The organism is Comamonas sp. MYb396 (assembly GCF_037479555.1).
Classification (GTDB): Bacteria; Pseudomonadota; Gammaproteobacteria; order Burkholderiales; family Burkholderiaceae_C; genus Comamonas.
On sequence record NZ_JBBGYU010000012.1, the window covers coordinates 30,364 to 50,059 of the forward strand.

The 19,696-nt window shown below is 61.0% G+C and carries 18 protein-coding genes; 4 read left to right on the forward strand and 14 right to left on the reverse strand.

Annotated elements, in window-relative coordinates; all coding sequences use genetic code 11:
• Positions 1 to 4: 4 nt before the first annotated feature.
• From aroB to WH265_RS22500, 8 genes are all read right to left on the reverse strand, one after another.
• Positions 5 to 1,114 carry a 3-dehydroquinate synthase gene (aroB, locus tag WH265_RS22465; protein ID WP_339559718.1) on the reverse strand — a complete coding sequence of 370 codons (1,110 nt, stop codon included), beginning with the start codon at positions 1,112 to 1,114 and terminating at the stop codon, positions 5 to 7.
• Between the two features lie 40 nt (positions 1,115 to 1,154).
• Positions 1,155 to 1,712: a shikimate kinase gene (locus tag WH265_RS22470; protein WP_339559719.1), complete on the reverse strand. Its 558-nt coding sequence runs from the start codon at positions 1,710 to 1,712 to the stop codon at positions 1,155 to 1,157.
• A gap of 115 nt (positions 1,713 to 1,827) precedes the next feature.
• On the reverse strand, positions 1,828 to 3,393 hold the full coding sequence (locus WH265_RS22475; RefSeq protein WP_339559720.1) for an Ig domain-containing protein: 1,566 nt from the start codon (positions 3,391 to 3,393) through the stop codon (positions 1,828 to 1,830).
• Positions 3,394 to 3,414: 21 nt separating this feature from the next.
• Complete coding sequence (pilQ, locus tag WH265_RS22480) at positions 3,415 to 5,532, reverse strand: type IV pilus secretin PilQ (RefSeq protein ID WP_339559721.1); 2,118 nt, start codon at positions 5,530 to 5,532, stop codon at positions 3,415 to 3,417.
• The gene (locus WH265_RS22485) at positions 5,529 to 6,074 is read right to left on the reverse strand and encodes a pilus assembly protein PilP (protein ID WP_339519764.1); all 546 of its coding nucleotides are present in this window, start codon (positions 6,072 to 6,074) and stop codon (positions 5,529 to 5,531) included. Before WH265_RS22485 ends, pilQ begins: the two co-directional genes overlap by 4 nt.
• An 8-nt stretch (positions 6,075 to 6,082) precedes the next feature.
• A complete protein-coding gene (locus WH265_RS22490) occupies positions 6,083 to 6,757 on the reverse strand; it encodes a type 4a pilus biogenesis protein PilO (RefSeq protein WP_116926455.1) in 675 nt (224 codons plus the stop codon).
• Positions 6,758 to 6,765: 8 nt separating this feature from the next.
• Positions 6,766 to 7,368: a PilN domain-containing protein gene (locus tag WH265_RS22495; protein ID WP_339559722.1), complete on the reverse strand. Its 603-nt coding sequence runs from the start codon at positions 7,366 to 7,368 to the stop codon at positions 6,766 to 6,768.
• Positions 7,365 to 8,444: a pilus assembly protein PilM gene (locus WH265_RS22500; protein WP_021026122.1), complete on the reverse strand. Its 1,080-nt coding sequence runs from the start codon at positions 8,442 to 8,444 to the stop codon at positions 7,365 to 7,367. The genes WH265_RS22495 and WH265_RS22500 overlap by 4 nt, the downstream gene beginning before the upstream one ends.
• A 357-nt stretch (positions 8,445 to 8,801) precedes the next feature.
• On the opposite strand from WH265_RS22500, the gene WH265_RS22505 reads away from it, so the two are divergent.
• Positions 8,802 to 11,102 carry a penicillin-binding protein 1A gene (locus WH265_RS22505; protein WP_021026123.1) on the forward strand — a complete coding sequence of 767 codons (2,301 nt, stop codon included), beginning with the start codon at positions 8,802 to 8,804 and terminating at the stop codon, positions 11,100 to 11,102.
• 72 nt (positions 11,103 to 11,174) lie between these two features.
• Here WH265_RS22505 and cyaY read toward each other — a convergent pair whose 3' ends face one another.
• A complete protein-coding gene (cyaY, locus tag WH265_RS22510) occupies positions 11,175 to 11,504 on the reverse strand; it encodes an iron donor protein CyaY (protein ID WP_339519760.1) in 330 nt (109 codons plus the stop codon).
• 12 nt (positions 11,505 to 11,516) lie between these two features.
• Here cyaY and lptM point away from each other — a divergent pair, with 12 nt between their 5' ends.
• Together lptM and WH265_RS22520 are read left to right on the forward strand one after the other, a co-directional pair.
• Entirely contained in the window at positions 11,517 to 11,735 is a 219-nt protein-coding gene (gene lptM, locus WH265_RS22515) for an LPS translocon maturation chaperone LptM (protein WP_133856919.1), read from the forward strand.
• Between the two features lie 121 nt (positions 11,736 to 11,856).
• Positions 11,857 to 12,666: an MBL fold metallo-hydrolase gene (locus WH265_RS22520; RefSeq protein WP_339559723.1), complete on the forward strand. Its 810-nt coding sequence runs from the start codon at positions 11,857 to 11,859 to the stop codon at positions 12,664 to 12,666.
• Between the two features lie 16 nt (positions 12,667 to 12,682).
• Here WH265_RS22520 and ccsB read toward each other — a convergent pair whose 3' ends face one another.
• The 3 genes from ccsB to WH265_RS22535 all read right to left on the reverse strand — a co-directional run bounded on the left by ccsB (position 12,683) and on the right by WH265_RS22535 (position 17,041).
• Positions 12,683 to 14,056, reverse strand: a complete 1,374-nt coding sequence (gene ccsB, locus WH265_RS22525; RefSeq protein ID WP_339559724.1) for a c-type cytochrome biogenesis protein CcsB — start codon at positions 14,054 to 14,056, stop codon at positions 12,683 to 12,685.
• Positions 14,053 to 16,188 carry a cytochrome c biogenesis protein ResB gene (locus tag WH265_RS22530; RefSeq protein WP_445228570.1) on the reverse strand — a complete coding sequence of 712 codons (2,136 nt, stop codon included), beginning with the start codon at positions 16,186 to 16,188 and terminating at the stop codon, positions 14,053 to 14,055. The genes ccsB and WH265_RS22530 overlap by 4 nt, the downstream gene beginning before the upstream one ends.
• A 220-nt stretch (positions 16,189 to 16,408) precedes the next feature.
• Positions 16,409 to 17,041: a c-type cytochrome gene (locus tag WH265_RS22535; RefSeq protein ID WP_021026129.1), complete on the reverse strand. Its 633-nt coding sequence runs from the start codon at positions 17,039 to 17,041 to the stop codon at positions 16,409 to 16,411.
• Between the two features lie 83 nt (positions 17,042 to 17,124).
• Between WH265_RS22535 and yihA the strand changes: the two genes are divergently transcribed.
• Positions 17,125 to 17,859 (forward strand): ribosome biogenesis GTP-binding protein YihA/YsxC, encoded by a 735-nt coding sequence (yihA, locus tag WH265_RS22540; protein ID WP_339559725.1) that lies wholly within the window; start codon positions 17,125 to 17,127, stop codon positions 17,857 to 17,859.
• A gap of 46 nt (positions 17,860 to 17,905) precedes the next feature.
• Here the strand turns inward: yihA and WH265_RS22545 are convergent, their stop codons facing one another.
• Together WH265_RS22545 and WH265_RS22550 are read right to left on the reverse strand one after the other, a co-directional pair.
• The gene (locus tag WH265_RS22545) at positions 17,906 to 18,775 is read right to left on the reverse strand and encodes a lysophospholipid acyltransferase family protein (protein ID WP_339559726.1); all 870 of its coding nucleotides are present in this window, start codon (positions 18,773 to 18,775) and stop codon (positions 17,906 to 17,908) included.
• On the reverse strand, positions 18,768 to 19,628 hold the full coding sequence (locus WH265_RS22550) for a lysophospholipid acyltransferase family protein (protein WP_339559727.1): 861 nt from the start codon (positions 19,626 to 19,628) through the stop codon (positions 18,768 to 18,770). Before WH265_RS22550 ends, WH265_RS22545 begins: the two co-directional genes overlap by 8 nt.
• Positions 19,629 to 19,696: the final 68 nt, after the last annotated feature.

Genomic DNA, 19,696 nt, shown 5'->3' on the forward strand with positions numbered 1-19,696 from the left:
CCGATCAGGCCTGTACTGCGCCGGCGCAGCACAGGTCGATGACTTCGCGCACCAGCGCATCGGGCGCCTCGCGCACCACCGCCTTGCCCGGGCCATCGATCAGCACAAAGCGGATCGCGCCGGCCTGGGATTTCTTGTCGTGGCGCATCAGTTCCAGATAGCGGCCTGCGTTGTCATGGGCATCCAACATGGCGCCGCGCACCGGCAAACCGGCCCGGGCCACCAAGGCGCGCAGGCGCTGCACAAAGGCGGCATCGACCAGGCCCAGACGCTGGGACAGCTCGGCAGCCATCACCATGCCGGCGCCCACGCCCTCGCCATGCAGCCAGACGCCATAGCCCATGCCAGCCTCGATCGCATGGCCAAAGGTGTGGCCAAAGTTCAGAATGGCGCGCAGGTCCGCTTCGCGTTCGTCCTTGGAGACCACATCGGCCTTGATCTCGCAGCTGCGGCGCACCGCATGGGCCAGTGCGCGCTTGTCGCCCGCAATCAGCGCAGGCATCTCAGCCTCCAGCCAATCCATAAAGGCCATATCGGCAATCGGGCCGTACTTGATGACCTCGGCCAGCCCAGCGCTCAACTCGCGCGCGGGCAAGGTGTCAAAGGTGTCCAGGTCGCAGACCACCAGCTGGGGCTGGTAGAAGGCGCCGATCATGTTCTTGCCCAGCGGGTGGTTGATGCCGGTCTTGCCGCCGACCGACGAATCCACCTGCGACAGCAAGGTGGTGGGCACCTGCACAAAAGGCACACCACGCATGAAGCTGGCAGCGGCAAAGCCGGTCATATCGCCCACAACACCACCCCCCAAAGCAAACAGCACCGTCTTGCGGTCGGCGCCATTGTGCATCAGGGCATCAAAGATGCCCTGCAGGGTTGTCCAGTTCTTGTGCGCTTCGCCATCGGGCAGCACTACCAGTTCGACCTTGGGGTAGTGGGGTGCGAGCGCGGCCTGCAGCTGGCGGGCATAGAGCGGCGCCACCGTGTCATTGCTGACGATCAGCGCCTGCGAGGCCTTGGGGCAGTGCGCAAAGGTGTCCGCCTGGGCGAGCAAGCCAGAAGCAATCAGAATGGGGTAGGAGCGGTCGCCCAGATCAATATGAACAGTGTCGGTCACAGGTGTTTGCTTCGGGAAGTTGTACGGTTTCGCCCGCCCATTATCGGGGAGTTGCCAGATTCGCGCCCAGCTGCGGCACCAAGCCGGCAAGCTCGGCCTGCATGCTGACCTTGCGCATGACCTGGCCGGTGCCGCAACGCAAGGTGTCGATGGTGTAGTGCGCCGTCTCTTCGTACAGGGGCGCTCGCACCGCCAGCAGGTCCTTGAGGCGCTTGAGCGTGTCATCGCCCTGCAGCAAGGGCCGCCCGGTATCGTTGCGCAGGCGCCGGGCAATGTCTTCGGGGCTGGAATGCAGGTAGAACACCGTTGTGTGGGCATGCAGCACCGCACGGTTCTCAGGCCTGAGCACTGCGCCACCACCGGTGGACAGAATGCAGGCCCGCTCCCGTGTCGCGAGCGCGGCAATCACCTGGACCTCGACATCGCGAAAAGCCTGCTCGCCCTGGGCCGAGAAGTACTCCTTGATCGTGCAACCCAGCTGCGCCTCGATCACATGGTCGGAATCGACAAAATCCACACCCCAAAGGCGTGCCAGCTGCCGGCCGATGGTGGATTTACCACTGCCGGGCAGCCCAATCAAACACACAGAAGGTGCCATCGCGCTAGATCCTGAAAACGGACTGCACATGATAGGGCAATGGCGGGCATAAAAAAACCTCCGGGGTTGCCGGAGGTTTTGGGGCAGACCCGGTGAAGGGTCTACATCAACGCGATCACGTTGTCGTGCCGGGCGTCGTTGGCTCAGTCGGCGTGCAGGTGCCAGCGGTGTCAGTGATACGGAAGGTTACTTCGCGGGTCACCGAGTTAGCCGAATTCTTTGCCGTTACGAACATGCGGTAGGTCCCGATTTGGGCACAGGTCAACAGCGAACCCGAACCGATGCGGCCAGTGGAGCCTTGGCCGACCACCTGCATCCAGCCAGGCGCACCTTCCAGAACCCAGGTCACATTGTCACCCGTCGCAGTGAAGGCGTAGGTATAGGAAGTTCCCACATCCATTGATGCGATTTCGCAAGGCGAGGTCGACGAGCCAGTGCAACCATTGATGGTGAAAGCCACAGGATTGTCCGGTAGGTTACCCACCACGGTCAGCACCAGGGTGCTGCGTGTAACCGCGCCATTGGCATCGCGCACATTCAGCACAATGGTGTAGGCACCAGGGGTCTTGACATTAGGCGTACCCGAGATCAGGCCATCAGAACTCAGGCTCAAGCCGGCAGGCAGGGTCGAGCTGGTGGACCACAGGAATGGAGCCACACCGCCTTCGGCAATCAGGGCATGGACATAGGGCGCAGCGTTCTGCACAGTTTGCGCCAATTCCGATTCAGGAATAGTCAGTGCGCTGGTGGCAATCGCATGCACCACGGGAATCACCGCGTACTGCGTGATGGGATCCTGGATGCCGTTGGAGACGTCGTTGTCGGCGCGGTCCACCGTCAAGCGCAGCAACAGGGAGCCCGATGCTGGGCCGCTGGCCACCGAGAACTGACCCACACCGTTGACGGTGTTGATCTGCATCGAGCCGCCATTGGACTGGCCATTAGCCAGCAGCTTGGCACCATCTGACGCGGCATTCGGCACAATGCTGACCTGCAGGTTGGCATTGCCCGCGCTGCTGACAGGCTGGTCATTGTCGTTCTTGAGGATAGCCTGCACCACCACACTGTTGGGGATGTTGTTCAGGTTGTCACGCGAGCCGACATACTCGGTCTGCTTGGTCAAGGTGACCGTCGCAGGCGTTGCAGTGCTGCCACCGCCTACCTTGACCGTCGCACGGTCGGTGTAGACCTTGCTGTCACGCGGATCCGTCACACTGCACTGCACAGTGACTTCACCAGCAATGTCATGCGAGATGATGTGGAACGATGCACCGCCAGCATTGGAGCCCAGCGTAATATTGCGGTAGGCGCCTGGCACCTTGACCGTTGCCCCGTTGATCACAGCATCGATGGTGTGCTCATCCTTACCATCCAGATAATAGAGCGCACCCGAATCCAGCCCAGAGGTGATATTGCACGAGAAGGCACCATCTTCCTGGTTAGGAATCGGGTTATTGCCCGCATTGGCCTGGATGTAGAGTGTGGACATATAAGGATAGTAATCCGCCGCCCCAGGATAGCCCGGCAAACTGCCTCCCACATTCACGGGCACCGTTGTCTTGGAAGACGTCAGCTTGATGCTGTACTGCAGTTGCGCTTCACCACCGCTGCCACCACCGCCGCCACAGGCGGCCAACAACAGCGGCGCCACCAGCACCAAGGGCTTCAACAAATTTCTCATAACTCTCCCTGTCTATCTTAATTAACGCATTTCACCGCGGTCTGAAATCATCTTCGGAGTGATGAACACCAGCATTTCGCGCTTTTCCGATTCACGAACATTGCTCTTGAATAGATTGCCCAGCACCGGCACATCGCCCAACAAAGGAATCTTGTTGGTGGTCGATGTTTCCGAGAGCTCGAAAATACCGCCAATCACCACGGTACCGCCATTTTCCACCAAGACTTGGGTCTTGATGTGCTTCGTATCAATAGCAGGACCTGCAGAGGTGTTAGCGCCTTGGGAGTCCTTGGAGACATCCAGGTCCAGGATGATGCTGCCTTCAGGGGTGATCTGGGGCACCACTTCAAGCTTCAACACCGCTTTTTTGAATTCCACCGTGGTCGCGCCGTTTTGTGCCGAGTTCTGGTAGGGAATTTCGGTACCTTGCTCGATCAGCGCCTTGGTCTGATCGGCCGTAATCAAGCGCGGGCTGGAGACAATCTTGCCCTTGCCATCAGCCTCCATCGCCGACAACTCCAACGCCAAAAAGCGATTGGCCGCCGAGTTGAAAATGGACAGTGCGAAGGAGCCACTGCCACCACCGGTGGACAGAACGGCAGGCAGGTTGACAAAGCTACCGTTGGAGGTGTTAGTCCCCCCCATACCCGTGGTTCCCACCGCATTGTCATAGCTGGTGCCAAAGCCGACACGGTTGCCGCCTCCAATGCTATAACCCCCATCACCACCGTTGGCCGCGCGCATATCGCCACCGCCCAGGCGCACACCCAGCGCACGGCCAAAGGTGTCGCGCGCCTCCACAATCCGCGCCTCGATCAGCACCTGTCGCACGGGGATGTCCAAGGTCACGAGCAAGCGTCTGAACTCTTCCAGCTTGGCAGGAATATCCGTAATGAACAGCTGGTTGGTGCGGGGCTCGGCAATGGCCGAGCCACGGGCCGTCAAGAAACGGCTTTGGGTGCCGCCAGTACCTCCGCCACCGCCGGAGTTGCTGGTAATTTGCTTGAGCAGCTCGGTCGCCTTGGCATAGTTGAGCTGGAACGACTGGGTCTGCAGCGGCGTCTTTTCTTCGAGCTTGGCAACCGCATCAAAGTCCTTCTGGATGCGCTCGTCGATTTCATCCTTGGGCGCAATCCACAGAACCGTGCCGGACTTGCGCATGCCCAGGCCCTTGGCATCCAGGATGATCTGCAAGGCCTGGTCCCAAGGGACGTCCTTCAAGCGCAGCGTCAGCGCGCCATTGACGGTGTCCGAGGTGACGATATTGAAGTTGGTGAAATCTGCAATCACCTGCAGCAGCGAGCGCACTTCAATGTTCTGGAAGCTCAGCGACAGCTTTTCACCGGTGAAGGTGCCCGATGAACCCAGCTTGTTCGGGTCGCTCTTGCGCTGGCGCACTTCCACGACAAACTGGTTGTCGCTTTGGTAGGCACTGTGTTCCCACTCACCCGCATTTTTCAGCTGCACAAACACGGTGCTGCCAGACTGGCGTGCCGAGATCATGCCCACTGGCGTGCCAAAGTCCGCCACATCGAGCCTGCGGCGCAGCGCCTCGGGCAGCAGGGTATGCTGCAGCTCCAAGGTCAGGCCATCGCCTTGCTTGGAGATATTTACGCCCACCTTGTTGTTCGGCAAGGAGATCACCAGACGGCCAGCACCATCGGTACCACGGCGAAAATCCAGATCCGACAGCGGCTGCGAATAGTTATTGCCATCTTCGGCAAACTGCGTGTTTTGCGCATTGACGCTGGCGACCGCCTTGGCAGCAGGTTCCAGCGCCACCAGCAAGTCGTTGCCGCTCACTTCGGTCTTGTAGCTGGTGCTTTCCTTGAGGTTCAGCACCACACGGGCCTTGGTATCCGTCTCCACGACATTCAAGGAACGCAGATTTCCCTGGTTGAGTTCCACCCGGTTGCTGGGCATTGCGCTTTTGAACCCTGGCAGATCCAGCACCACGCGTGCAGGCGATTGGATGCTGAAGGTCTCTGGCAAGACCAGCGGCGCACCGTCGGTCTCAATCTTGACCATCTCCACGCCGTCACGCACCAGGGTCGAGACTTTGTTGATACGCCCCTGTGCCAGCGCCCAAGATGGCAGCAGCATGGCCATCAAAGGGATAAGTACACTGAATTTCTTCATTTTTTGGCCTCCTGCAGCTCAAGCACTGCATCTCTCTCTATCCATTCACCCACACCGTCTTGCACAATCTCCCGCAGGGTGATCGCGCTGTCGCTGATGCTTTTTATCTTTCCGTAGTTCTGGCCCATGTACATGCCCTTGCTGACCTGGTAGATCAGGCTATCGGCCTTGACCAGCGCGACGTCCTGCGCGCCCTTTTTCAAGAAACCCACCATGGAAATGGTGTCGAGCGGAAACGACTCGAGCTGCTCTTTGCGCCGCGCACGCTCGGGTGCGACCAGTGCGTCCGAGATGGTTGCTGGCGCGCTCGCACTGCCACCCAACAGGGCTGCCAAGCGTTCCTTGCTGAACGGGTCGAGCGTCGCACTGGCCAGATAGCCTTGCGGCACGAACTCCTTGGGAGCGCTGATGGGCTTGACCGAAGGCCGGGTGCTCGCCTGCTCCTGCTGCATCCATTGCTGCAGGTCATCGCCTTCGTCACTGCAGCCTGCCAGCAGCGATACCGCCAGCGCAGCCCCTATCCATTTAGACAAAGTATGCATATCCCACCCTACTTCTTCCCTTTTTGTTTGGACTTCGCAGCTTGCTGCTCTTGGAGTTCCTGCGGATCCAAATAGCGGAAGGTTCTGGCCGTGGCATTCAACGCCAAGGTAGCGCTGTCCTTGCTGGCCGGCGCCAAAGCGATATTGTTCAAGGTCACGATACGGGAGAGGTTGGCAACATCGGCCGCAAAAAAGCCGATGTCGTGGTACTTGCCATTGACCTTCAGCGTAATCGGCAATTCCGCGTAGTAGTCCCTCACCACCGTCTGGCCAGGCTTGAACAGGTCAAATTGCAGGCTGCGGCCAATACCCGCCTGGTTGATGTCCGACAGCAGCGCTGCCATCTCCGCTTTGCTGGGCAGTTGCTTTTCCAACTGGGTCACATACTGCAAGACCTGCTCACGCTGTTTGCGCAGCGCATCCAGGTTGACGGCTTTGCGCAGACGGGTCTTGTAGTCTTCCTTGAGTTTGAGCTCCTGGGCCTGCGAGGCGGTCAACTCTTCCTCAAAACTGCTCAAGTAAAACCACCAACCCGCACCAATGACGAGCCCCGCAATAATGACCAACAGTGCTGCACGCGGTGCAGCCGGCCAGACGGAAGGGTCTTTGGGGTCGAGGTTTTGAAACTGGCGCTGAAAGCCTTGCAGCGCCTCTCCCACTTGAATATTTTTTTTCGTTGCCATGGTCGCCCTTATTTTTTCAGCGCCTGCGCGTTATGGGCCTGCTCCACGTCGCTGGAGCGCATCAGGCCAAAGCGCAGGTTGAAGCCAGCGACCCGCTTTCTCTCCCGAGCATTGATTTGGGTGGTCGTACCAACCACCTCAACCAATTCAGGCTTGGAGAGCCAGGGCGTCTTGGTCGCCAGGCTGTTGAGCAACTCGGACACCCGCTCATTCGACTGGGCGATGCCCTGGATCTGCACGGTCTGATCTTGTTGCTTGAGGCTTTCGATATAGACGCCATCGGGCAGCTGCAGCACCAGCTCATTGAGCAAATGCACGGGAAGATTGCGATCGGACTGCAGGTCTTCTACGGCCTTTTGCCGCGCCTTCAGCGCCGCAATTTCCGCATCGATCTTGGCCACATCGGCGATCTTGACATCCAGCGCCTTGATCTCGCGCGTCAGCAGCGCATTGCGCTGGCCCTGCAGATCAATCTTGTACTGGTAGAACATATACACGGCACCGCAGACCAGCGCACCCACCAGGGCCGCGGCCACCATCGATGCCTGGAAGCTTTCTTTGCGCTTTTTTCGCGCAGCTTCGCGGTGGGGGAGCAGATTGATCAAGATCATGCTGCATACCTCCGCAGTGCCAGGCCGCAGGCGGTGAGATAGGTGGTGAAGTCCTTGCTCTTGGCCCTGGACCGCACGGCGGCATCCATCACCATGTCTTCAAACGGGTTGGCAGCGGACGCGGCAAAGCCGGTCGCATCGATCACTGCATCCGTCAGGCCGCTCAGCACCGCAGAGCCGCCAGCAAGCAGGATGTGGTCAATGCGGTTGTGCGGCGTACTGGTAAAGAAGAACTGCAAAGCGCGATTGATCTCCTGCCCGATGCTCTCTACAAAAGGCTTGAGGACCACCTGCTTGTAGTCGGCAGGCAGATCGCCACCGCGTTTTTTCTGCTCGGCCTCTTCTTGCGAGAAACCGTATTGCCGCATGATCATTTGCGTGAGCTGGCCGCCATTGAAGGATTGGTCACGCTCATAGATCACCTGGTTGTTGTGGATGATCTGCAGGAACGACGCATTGCCACCGATTTCAAAGATGGCGATAAAGGCATCCTTGCCCTTGCTGGGCATATTGCCGATCAAGCGCCGCGCCGCCAGCGCGGTAGCGTTGGACTCGATCTCCAGCACCACGGGCTTGAGGCCTGCGGCTTCCGCCAGGCCCTGCCGGTCTTGCACGGTTTCCTTGCGGGCAGCGGCAATCAACACGTCAACATCCCCCACCGAATTGGCGGAGGGACCGATGACATAGAAATCCAGATTCACCTCATCGAGGGAAAATGGTATGTATTGGTTAGCTTCTGATTCAACTTGAAACTCCATCTCGAGCTCGGAGAGCCCCGATGGCAGCACGATTTTCTTCTGGATGACGGCAGAAAGCGGCAACGCCAGTGCCGCTTGCTTGGTGCGCGTGCCGCTTTTTTTGACCAGACGCCGCAAGGAATCGGCCACCTCGTCAAAACGCTCGATGCCCGACTCAGTGACCCAGCCAGGCTCCAGCAGCTCTTGTGCACAGCGCTCAACAATGTATTGACCGCTGCCGCTCCTCCCCAGTTCAACCAACTTGATGCTCGACGCGCTCACGTCTATCCCCAAGAGGCTAGGCGGCTGGCGTCGGAACAAAGATCCCATTGAGACCAAGATGGGCTCCTCCCTAATTTGCTCTATATTGAGCTACAAAACTTAACACCCCCTATGAATGCTATCAGCAAGATAGTCGCGCAGCAAAGAACCACCTGCTCCCAGGTCCAATTCGTTGTCAAAACAATACGATACAAGGGATACATTGGACGCAGCATGACATTTGTCACAAGCTAATTCAAAACCGGCGCGTACCCCAGCCAAAGCAGCCGCGTGATAGCATCCCCTGCTTATGCAAGCTCCCCTCGACGGTCTGACCCCATGAATCCAGACGCTCCGATTTCGCGCAGAACGCCTGAAAAACCTCCCGCCAAATCTCCCAAGCAAGCCAAGCCCTCCAGCTTCACCACCAAGGCCATGAAGTTCTTTGGCTGGCTGCTGGCCTTGCTGGTGGCCGGCGCCATCGCAGGGGCGGCGGTGGTCGCCGTGGGCCTGGCCATGGCCTACCCCAACCTGCCCGATGTCTCCGAGCTGGCCGACTACCGGCCCAAGCTGCCGATGCGCGTCTACTCCTCCGAAGGCGCTCTGCTGGGCGAGTTTGGCGAAGAACGCCGCAATTTGACGCCGATCAGCGAGATCCCCAAGGTGATGGTCGATGCCGTGCTGGCCATCGAAGACACGCGCTTTTTTGAGCACAGCGGTGTGGACTACAAGGGCATGGCGCGCGCGCTGCTTGCCAACCTGGGGCGCGAAAAGGCCCAGGGCGCCTCCACCATCACGATGCAGGTGGCCCGCAATGTCTATCTATCATCTGAAAAAACCTATACCCGCAAGATATATGAGATCCTGCTGACCTTGAAGCTCGAGCACACGCTGAGCAAGAACCAGATTCTGGAAATCTATATGAACCAGATCTACCTGGGCAACCGTGCCTATGGCTTCTCGGCCGCGTCCGAAACCTATTTCGGCAAGCCGCTCAAGGATGTGACGGTGGCAGAAGCGGCCATGCTCGCCGGCCTGCCCAAGGCCCCTTCGGCCTACAACCCGATCAGCAATCCCAAGCGGGCCCGCATTCGCCAGCTCTACATCATTGACCGGATGGAAGAGAACCACTTCATCACACCCGCCCAGGCCAGCCAGGCACGTGAGGAGTCACTCAAGATTCGATCCAGCTATGCAGACAACCGCGTGCATGCCGAATATGTGGCCGAGATGGCGCGCCAGCTGATCTTTGCCCAGTACGGCAGCGAAGCCTATACGCGCGGTCTCAACGTCTACACCACCTTGATCGCCAGCGACCAGGAAAAGGCCTATGAGGCGCTGCGCAAGGGCATCATGGACTACGAAAAGCGCCAGCACTACCGTGGCCCGGAGAAGTTCATCAGCCTGCCGGCCGCTGGCCAGGAGCGGGACGAGGCCATTGACGAGGTGCTGGCCCAGCACCCGGACAACGGCAATATCCTGTCTGCCGTCGTGCTCGAGGCTGCGCCGCGCAAGGTTGTGGTGATCCGCGCCGATGGCGATCCGATCGAGATCACCGGGGACGGCCTCAAGCCCGTGCAATCGGGCCTGAGCGACAAGGCGCCGCCCAACACCAAGCTGCGCCCCGGCGCCGTGGTGCGCATCATGGAAACCGCCAAGAAGACCTTTGAGCTGACCCAGCTGCCCGAAGTGGAAGGCGCCTTTGTCTCGCTCGACCCGCGCAGCGGCGCCATCAAGGCGCTGGTCGGTGGTTTCGATTTCGACAAGAACAAGTTCAACCATGTGACCCAGGCCTGGCGCCAGCCGGGCTCCAGCTTCAAGCCCTTTATCTATTCGGCGGCACTGGAAAAAGGCTTCTCACCCACCACGGTGATCAATGATGCGCCGCTGAGCTTCCCCGGATCGGCCGGCCAGCAGCCCTGGGAGCCCAAGAACTCCGACGGCCGCTTCGATGGCCCCATGACCATGCGCCAGGCACTGGCACGCTCCAAGAACCTGGTGACCATCCGTGTGATGCAATCGGTGGGCCCCAAGAAGGCGCAGGAATGGGTGACCAAGTTCGGCTTTGATGCCGACAAGCAGCCACCCTACCTGCCGATGGCCTTGGGCGCGGGCTCCGTCACCCCGATGCAGATGGTGGCGGCCTATTCGGTGTTTGCGAATGGCGGGCACCGGGTCAATCCCTACCTGATTGCCAAGATCACCGACCACCGTGGCAATGTACTGTCTGAATTTGCACCACCGGCCACTGAGGACCTGCCGCGCGCCATCGACGCCCGCAATGCCTTTGTGATGGACTCGCTGCTGCAGGATGTCGCGCGCTACGGCACGGCCGCCAAGGCCCAGGCCCAGCTCAAGCGCCCGGACATCTACGGCAAGACCGGCACCACCAATGATTCGGTGGACGCTTGGTTTGCCGGCTTCCAGCCCACCAATGCGGCCGTCGTCTGGATGGGCTATGACAACCCTCGCAGCCTGGGTGCGCGCGAATATGGGGGGGGTCTGAGCCTGCCCATCTGGATCAACTACATGCAGCACGCGCTCAAGGACGTGCCGGTAGACAAGATGACGCCGCCCAGCGGCCTGGTCAATGTGGGTGGGGACTGGCTCTACGAAGAATATGCGCGCAGTGCCCCCAACCTGGGCCTGGACTCCCCCGCGTCAACTGCTGGCACCATGGTGCCGCCGCCGAACTCGGAAGAGCGCAACAAGATTCTGGACCTGTTCCGCAACTGACACAGCGCCAGCGTCCAGACAAAAGGCCAGCCCGCATTGCGCGGACTGGCCTTTTTACTCGGGGGTGTCGCGTCAGGCCTTGAAGACCAGGGGCAGACCCGACTGCACACCGGCATCCCGCGTCAGATCGGCAAAGAAATCATGGCCGGTCTTGGTATCGCGCCACACGCTGCCATCGAACTTGTAGTGGTAGCCACCGGACTTGGCCGCCAGCCATACCTCGTGCAGCGGCGGCTGCAGATTGATGATGATCTGGCTGCGGTTGGAAAAAATCAGGGTCAGCAGGCCGCCCACGCGCTGGGCGTCGATATCGGCATCGGTCTCATCGTTGATGCGGTCGCAGGTCTGCTCAACCGCCAGCAAGAGTTTTTCTGCCGCATCCAGGTATTCGAGTTCGTTCATTACAATGCTTCAATGTGGAGTATTTACCAAATTGTATGCAGGACCATTGTCCTTGCCACCGGTGCGGCACTATTGGCCGCTTGCGGCCAACGTGGGCCGCTGTACCTGCCCACGGAACCGGCAGCAGCCAACCGGGCCACTTTGCCGCAAACGCTAGACCCCAGTGCCCCGGACCGGCCTGAGCCCCAGCTGCAGCCCTCCACCGTGATGCAGCCCGCTGCCAAGCCCTGATCCAGCGCCGGCCCTTGCCCTCTTCGGACCACCCAGCCTGCCTCCTTGATCCACCTCAAGGTCCAACCCACTACACCCCGTTACAGTCACGCCCGTTGCAATAGATAACTGGGCGGAATAGATGGCGTTGGAACCTGTGGAACTGTACCGTGACGAGCAGCATGCTTGTCTGATGTTCACCGATCTGGTGGAAGAGGATGCGCAGGCCGTGCAGGCCAACCAGTTCCTGATTGTCGACCATGGCACCGGCGCCATCATCGATCCGGGTGGCAACCTCGCCTTCAATGAGCTCTACATGGGCATGGTGCGCTACTTCTCGCCGCACAAGCTGTCCTACCTGATCGCCTCGCATGCCGACCCGGACATCATCGCCTCACTGGACCGTTGGCTCACCTCGACCCGCGCATCCCTGGTGATCTCCCGCGTCTGGGAGCGCTTTGTGCCGCATTTCACCAAGGTCGGCAAGACGGAAAACCGGGTCATCCCCGTGCAGGACCCCGGTGGCATTTTGCCGCTGGGCCAGAGCCAGCTGCACATCCTGCCCGCGCATTTTCTGCATGCCGAAGGCAATTTCCACTTCTACGACCCGATCAGCCGCATCCTGTTCACCGGGGACCTGGGCGTCTCGATGACCGATGGCTATCTCGCCCGCACCCCCGTGACCGACCTGGCCCCGCACATTCCGCGCATGGAAGGCTTTCACCGCCGCTACATGGTGTCCAACAAGGTGCTGCGCCTGTGGGTGGCCATGGCGCGCCAGCTGGATATCTCCTTGATCGTGCCCCAGCACGGCGCGCCCATCATGGGCCCGGCCATTGCGCAGTTCTTTGACTGGCTCGACCACCTGATGTGCGGGGTCGATCTGATGGACAACCACAACTACACCTTGCCCCAACAGGCGATCTCGCCGCAGCCGCAACGCCCGCAGTAAGCCTGGCGCGTACCGCTTACAGCGTGCCGTAGCTGTGCAAGCCCGAGAGAAACATGTTCACGCCAAGGAACGCGAAGGTGGTCACCACCAGGCCCACCAGCGCCCACCAGGCCGAGACCGCACCGCGCAGGCCCTTGACCAGGCGCATGTGCAGCCAGGCGGCATAGTTGAGCCAGACGATCAGCGCCCAGGTCTCCTTGGGGTCCCAGCTCCAGTAGCCGCCCCAGGCCTCGGCCGCCCAGAGCGCACCCAGCACGGTGGCAATGGTAAAGAAGGCAAATCCCACGGCGATGGCCTTGTACATCAGGTCATCCATGATCTGCAGGCGCGGCGTGCCCCGGTTGATCCAGCCGCGCAGCAGGATCATCAGCCCGAAGAACAGCTCCAGCGGCAAGGCCATGCGCAAGGTCTTGTCGAGCGAGGGGTAGAGGCTCTCATCGCCCCAGATGCGGAAAGCCACCAGCGGCAGCACCAGCACCAGCATGGGCACGAGCACCAGGCCGATCCACAGAGCGCGCTGCGTGGCGGCCTTGAGCAGGTAGGCCAGTGCCACCATGGCCGCCAGCGCAAAGGTGCCGTAGCCGACAAAATTGGCTGGCACATGCAGCTTCATCCACCAGCTTTGAAGCGCGGGCACCAGCGGCTGGATCTCATGGGCCTGGCGCGCGACGGTGTACCACAGCAAAAAGCCCACCGAGGCGCTGACCACCAGCATCACAAAGCCGCCCAGCGCCCGGGTCTGGTAATGCGCTTCAAAGTAGAGGTAGAAAAGCGCCGTCATCCAGGCGAACAGCACAAACACTTCATACAGGTTGCTGACGGGGATATGGCCGATGTCCGGCCCCATCAGATAGCTCTCATACCAGCGCGCCATCGTGCCCACCAGGGCCATCACAATGGCCAGCCAGGTCAGGCGGCAGCCGACGGCTGTGAGCGCCGATCCCTCGCCCTTGGAGAGCAGGCCGATCCAGTAAAACACCGTGCTCATGAAGAACAGCACGCTCATCCACAGGATGGCCGACTGGCTGGACAGAAAATACTTGAGGCCAAACACCGTCTCCGACCGGGCGATCTGCCCTGCGCCATCGACCCGGTACAGGCCAATGGCCAGCAGCGACAGCGCAGTCACCACCAGCATCAACAGCTGCAAGGGCCGCCAGAACCAGCCCAGCCAGATGAAAAACGGCACCGAGGCGATGAGGATGCCTTTTTCGTAGCCATCCATATGGTGGCCGTACAAAAACAGCGCAAAACCGCCGCCAACGGCCAGGGCCAATGCAAACAGCCAGTCCCAGACCGATCGGCTGCTGAAGTAGCCGGGGTTGAGTTGCACCGTTTGAACCACGGTGCCCGCCTGGGCGGGCGGCAGGTTGGTGGAAGCAGTATTCATCGTTGTTCTCCGCTGGGGCTGGTGCCCAGAAGCTTTTGACTCAGGCCCTCAAAATCGCGGTCCACATCCAGGGTGCGGCGGTTGGTGGACAAGGCCATGCGCGCATCGGCACTGCCATCGGCGCGCGGCGCCAGCCAGACCCACAGGCGCCGGTCACGCACATAGAGCATCGCAAACACCCCCAGAATCAGGAACAGGCAGCCCAGGTACACGACCAGCTTGCCCGGCGCCTTGGCCACCTGGAAGACGCTGGCCTGCACCTGGTCAAACTGGGTCAGCTCAAACACCAGGGGCTCGGGGTACAGCAGCGCATCGCTGAGCGACAGCACCGACTGGGTCATGAAGCGCTGCGTCTGCTCATTGGGCTCCAGCGGTGCCAGGCCCTCGTCGGCCCGCGCCACCTGCATCAACTCAAACAGCACACCGTTCAGGATGCGCACCAGCACTTCGCCCGCCTTGGCGCGTTCGCCTTCGGGCACATTTTGCTCCATGAAGGCCGAAATCGCCTGCAAGCCGGTGACGCTGTTCGCACCTGTCTGGCCATCGCCGGCAAAAATCACCAGCGCCTTGAGCGCCGAGGCATAGAGCTGCTCGCGCAGTGCGGGGCGGCTCGGCTCCACGGCGCCGGCCACATACTGCTGCACGGCCCGTTCGCGCATCGCTGGCGTTTGCAGCGCTGCCTTCAAACGCAGGAAGCCGCGGTAGCTGGACTGGTCATCGGCCGGAATGCGCAGGTAGCGGAACTGGTCGGCCAAAGTCTCTCGCACGCCCCAGAGGTAGACCGGCTGACCATCTCCCATGTCGACGGGCAGCATGTAGTTGTTGAACTCGCGCGCCTGGCCCGAGGCATCGCGCAGCTTGTAGCTGACGCTGGGGCCCACATTGCGCAGATCGCGCGGCGTGGTCACCTTGTTGCCAGCGCCCAGGTGGTTGTCCAGGCTGGATCTCAAATCCACCTTGCGCACATCGGTGCCGCCTTGTGCCGTATCACCCGGGTTGGCGCCCATATTCTCTACATTGATGGTGCGCAGGCCGGTGAACTCCATCTCCAGCGGTGGCTGGCCCTCGCCCATCGTGATCTGCGTGGAGGCACCCACTTCGCCCTTCACCTCAAAGCTCTTCATGCCCGGCACCAGCGGCACGGCGCGCAGCTGCAGGCGCGATCCGCCGTCTTCAAAGCTCGATTGGTAGATCTCGATGCCCTGGTAGCTGGCGGGATGGTTCACCTCGATGCGTTTTTCCACCGCAGCGCCGGTTTTCTTGTCATGCAGCACCACCTCGCTGGCAAATAGCCGGGGCATGCCGGTGGAGTAGTACTCGACGATGAATTTCTTCAGCTCCACCGAAAACGGCAAATCCTGCAGCAGGATGCCGTCCGACTGGTTGAGGATGGCCGTGCCCGACTGCGCGCCCTCGGCCACGATCAGGTTGCCGCGAAAGGTCGGGTTGCTGGCGGACAGCCGGTGCTGCTCGGGCACATCGGCAATCATGCCGCCGCCGCTGAAGGTGGTCTTGCCGCCCAGCAGCATTTGCGCACGCACAATCAAGTCGCCATCGAGCAGGCCACCCAGGCAGATCAGCACAATGGCGCTGTGCGCTGCCAGGTAGCCCATCTTGTGGGCGGCACCGGCCTTGGCCGCCACCATCCAGCCATCGCTGCGCTCTTGCAGGCGCACCTTCCAGCCGCTGCCGGCCAGCTGCGATCCCACCCGCTGCGCCGCCTGCGCCGGGGTCTCTGCCAAATGGGCGCTGGCCTGGTGGTGGAAGGCCTGCAGGCTTTGCACGCGCAGGTTTTCTTTGTACTGGCGCAAATCGGCCAGGTATTTGGGCGCATGCTTGGCAATGCACAGGCTGGTGCTGGTCACCAAAAACGCCAGGATCAGCAGAAACCACCAGGCGCTGTAGACCGCATTGAGCTTGAGCGACAGAAACAGTTGCGCCCAGAAGGGGCCAAACTGGTTGACGTAGTTGACGGCCGGCTCATGCTGGCGCAATACGGTGCCGATGACCGAGGCAATGCAGATAATGGACAGCAGCGCAATCGCAAAGCGCATCGACGACAGCATCTCATAGACGGCACGGGTGCCCAGCTGAGGCTGCAGCTGCGTTGGCGGGGGAGAAGATTCAGACATGGTACGACGCTATCGGTGAAAAGCAGGAGCAGGACCGCTGCTGCGCTGCCAGTCCGCACCCCATGGAGTCGCCACCAGAGTACAAGTTCGCAGAACGCCAAGTTTAGTCTGCAACCCTAGGGATAGCCCGGGGGGCCGGAAAATGCCCAGCAACGCGCTCAATGTCTTTGCGCGGGGGCTTTCCCCGTGGCGGCACAGGCCCAACGCGCAGGGCGCCGGCCTAGCGCAGGCCCGCAATATAGTCCGACACCGCCTTGATTTCCTTGTCGTTCATCTTGGCGGTGACGCCAGTCATCTGCAGGCTGTTGCCGCGCTTGCCATCGCGGAAATCATGCAAGGTCTTGCTGACGTAATCAGCGTTCTGGCCCGAAAGCCGGGGGTACTGGGCCGGAATGCCCGCGCCATTGGGGCTGTGGCAGCCCGCGCAGGCGGCAATCTGGCGGTCGGGCAGGCCGCCGCGGTAGATGCGCTCGCCCAGGGCCACGGCGTCCTTGTCCTTGGCAAAACCGAGCTTGCCGGGTTTGCTGGCCAGCCAGGCCGAGATATTGAGCATGTCCGAATCCGACAGGCCGGCAACCATGCCCTGCATCACCGGGTCCTTGCGCTTGCCGGATTTGAACTCCTGCAGCTGCTTGAGCAGGTACTCAGGATGCTGCTGCGAGAGTTTGGGGTTGATGGCGATGGAAGCATTGCCATCGGCATTGTGGCAAGCGACGCAGACGGCGGTGTAACTGGCCTCCCCTTTGGCCAGGTCCGGCTTGGGCGACCGGTTGGGCGTCTCGGACGCCGAATACACAGAAACGGAAGAAAAAGCCAGTACAGCCGTTGTCAGCAAAGGGGCGATCAACTTCATATCGTGGGTCTTTGTCTGGTTTATGGGTATAAGGCCAAAGCGGCCAGATTCTACAATGATGCCTTAGATAGACTCGAACGCACATGACGACAACACCTAGTACCCCCCAAGCCGTTGCAGACACGCCAAGCCCAGGCATTGATGGCAAGGCGGCTTTGGGCTGGATGCACACCGCCCGCTTTTTCACCACCGCTGCGCAGCTGCACCAATTGCCTGTTGTCGATGTGCCCGAGTTCGCCTTTGTGGGCCGCTCCAATGCGGGCAAGTCCACATCGATCAATACGCTCACCCAGCAGAACCAGCTGGCCTTTGCCTCGAAAAAGCCCGGCCGCACCCAGCATATCAACCTGTTCTCACTGGGCAAGAAGGGCGTGATCGATGCCGTGCTGGCCGACCTGCCCGGTTACGGCTATGCCGCTGTCTCGCGCGAGGACAAGAAGCGCTGGCAGCAGGTGATGGTGAACTACCTCGTCAGCCGCCCCAGCCTGACGGGCATTGTGCTGCTCTGCGACCCGCGCCTGGGCCTGACCGAGCTGGACGAAGCGCTGCTCGACATCATCCGCCCCCGGGTGGAGCAAGGCCTCAAGTTCTTGATTTTGCTCACCAAGGCCGACAAGCTGACCCGCGTCGAGCAGGCCAAGATCCTGTCCATCACCAAGCTCAATGCCGGCGGTGGTGAGGTGATGCTGTTCAGCGCATTAAAGAAGCAGAATGTGGACAAGGTCGCCCAGCTGCTGTGGCAGTGGTCGCACCCTGAAGGCCTGGTCAGCCCTGAGGCCGCGCCAGCAGCGCCAGAAGCCCCTGCGGACGAGCAATAAACTGCAGGAACGCCAAACAACAAAGGCCCCTTCGGGCCTTTGTTGTTTATGAATAGAGCGAGGGCTCGCCTTCGGGCCGGGTCTTGAAGCGCTTGTGCACCCAGTAGTACTGGGGCACCATGGTGCGGATCTGGGCTTCCAACTCACGGTTCTGGCGCGTGGTATCAGCCACTACATCGTCAGTGGGAAAGTCCTGCCAGGCGGGCGAGATGGTCACCTCATAGCCCTCGGGCGTCAGCCGCGTATACATGCCGATCACCTTGGCCTTGCCCAGCCGCGCAAAGCGCGACAGCGAGGGAATGGTCGCGGCCACCTGGCCAAAATATGGCACAAACAGCGAGTCGCTGGGGCCAAAGTCCATGTCCGGCAGCAGGTACAACAGCCCATGGTCCTTGCGCAGGCTGGCAATGATGGGCTTGATGCCATCGTCGCGGTTGAGCATGCGCACATCGCCAAAGCGCTGGCGGCCCTTGCGGATCCAGGCATCGACATCGGCATTGGGCTGGGTCGAGAAGATCGACGTGAAGGGCCGGCTGCAGTGGATGGTGAGCGCCGTACCGCCGGCATCCATGCTGTAGAAGTGCGGCGCAAAGATGATGGTCGGCGTATCGCCTTCCAGCTCTTCGAGCGCGCCCGCCATGCGGGTGCGTTTCTCCAGCGTTTTTTGTGGTGCAAACCACAGCCAGCTGCGGTCCAGCCAGGTTTGACAGAACACCACAAAGCTTTGCTTGGCCCAGGCCCGGCGCTGCTCAGCGCTGGCTTCGGGAAAGCACAGCTCCAGATTGCGCAGCGCAATGCGGCGGCGCGATGGCACCAGATAGAACAGCACCCGGCCCATCAACCAGCCCAGGCCGCGCAAGACCGACAAAGGCAGGTGCGACATCAGCCACATCCACCCGATAAACAACTTACCCATGCTTTTGACCTTCCGAGGGAGCGGCAGCGAGGCTGCGCGGCTGCTTGTAGCGCGCATAGCCCCAGAGGTACTGCTCGGGGCTGTCGCGGATCAAGCGCTCCATTTCCTGGTTGATCTGCAGCACGGCGGCTTCCGCCTCCTGGGCCAGCGGGGTCTGCAGGCCGCGCACATACAGATCAAAGCCCCGGCCCAGGGGCCGGCGCACACAGCGCGCCAATATAACAGCCGCACCCGTCTGCTGGGCCAACTTGGCAGCCAAGGTCATCGAGTAGGCGGGTTTGCCAAAAAAAGGCACCCACATGCCCTGGCCATCGGGCGGCACCTGGTCGGGCAGCAGTCCCACGCTATGGCCTTGGCGCAAGGCCTTGATCATCTGCCGCACCCCCGCCATCGTTGTCGGGGCCGAAGCCAGGCCGGGGCGTGCACGCGCTGTCTCCATCAGCTTGGCCAGCCAGGCCTGGCGCGCCGGGCGGTAGAGCACGGTAATGGGGCCATGCACCACGCCCCAGCGCCGCGCCATATACTGGGCCGACAGCTCAAAGCAGCCCATGTGCGGGGTCAAAAACACAATGCCCTTGCCGTCAGCCAGCGCCTGCTCGATCACCTCGGCCCCATGGATATCGCAGGGCAGCGGCGCGCCAAACCACAGGCGCGGCACCTCGGCCACCATGCGCCCGGCATGGGCCACGGCCTTTTTCACATCGGCAAAACGGTAACCCGCCTGCTGGGCATTGGCCAGAAAGCGCCGGCGGTAGGTGGGCGAGGCCACGAAAGTGAGCCAGCCCAGGCCAGCGCCCAGGCCATGCAATAGCCACAACGGCAGCGCAGCAAATAGTCGAAACAAGAAAGGCATTAGAATGTGTCGGTCGCTGAGTTAAAGAGCAACTTGCAGGGCGACGTTAAAAACAAACTGCTAAAGCG